Raw genomic sequence first — 414 nt, 5'->3', positions numbered from 1 at the left:
CCATATAGATGTGGCGTTGCTTTAATCTAGCCAAACAAACGATCTCGATTCTCTTGTATTTGTACACTAACAATCTGGTAAAAATAAATGATTCTGTTTTATAGGATGTGTTTACTTAATGTCCAATACATATTATTAAAAGTAAAGTGGTTCAAGTCGGAGGAAGGCACCTTAGGGTGTCTTTTTTTATTTTCAAAAGGACCTGCTCAATTAATCCGTAAAAACATAGGGTAAAGTGAACCCGTTAAAATACATGAATGACCTTAATTTTCCCCTCCTACTCAAAGGAGAGATTAAAATGGGATTTGGTGGTAGTTGCGGTAGTTGTGGCGGAGGCTTTGCTTTATTAGTTGTACTATTTATTTTATTAATCATAGTTGGAGCTAGCTGCTTCTGCTAAACAAACTATTGGAA

Annotated in this window: 1 protein-coding gene; it reads left to right on the top strand. The window is 35.0% G+C overall.

Annotation, left to right across the window (positions count from 1 at the left end):
• The first annotated feature begins 298 nt into the window (after positions 1–298).
• Entirely contained in the window at positions 299–400 is a 102-nt protein-coding gene (locus AC1DJR_RS33700; RefSeq protein ID WP_079995239.1) for a YjcZ family sporulation protein, read from the top strand.
• The last annotated feature ends 14 nt before the right edge of the window (positions 401–414 follow it).

It is taken from the genome of Bacillus sp. 05T31 (genome assembly GCF_056396725.1).
Note: the sequence above shows the minus strand (reverse complement) of the source record. Positions and strands in the feature narration are given on the sequence as shown.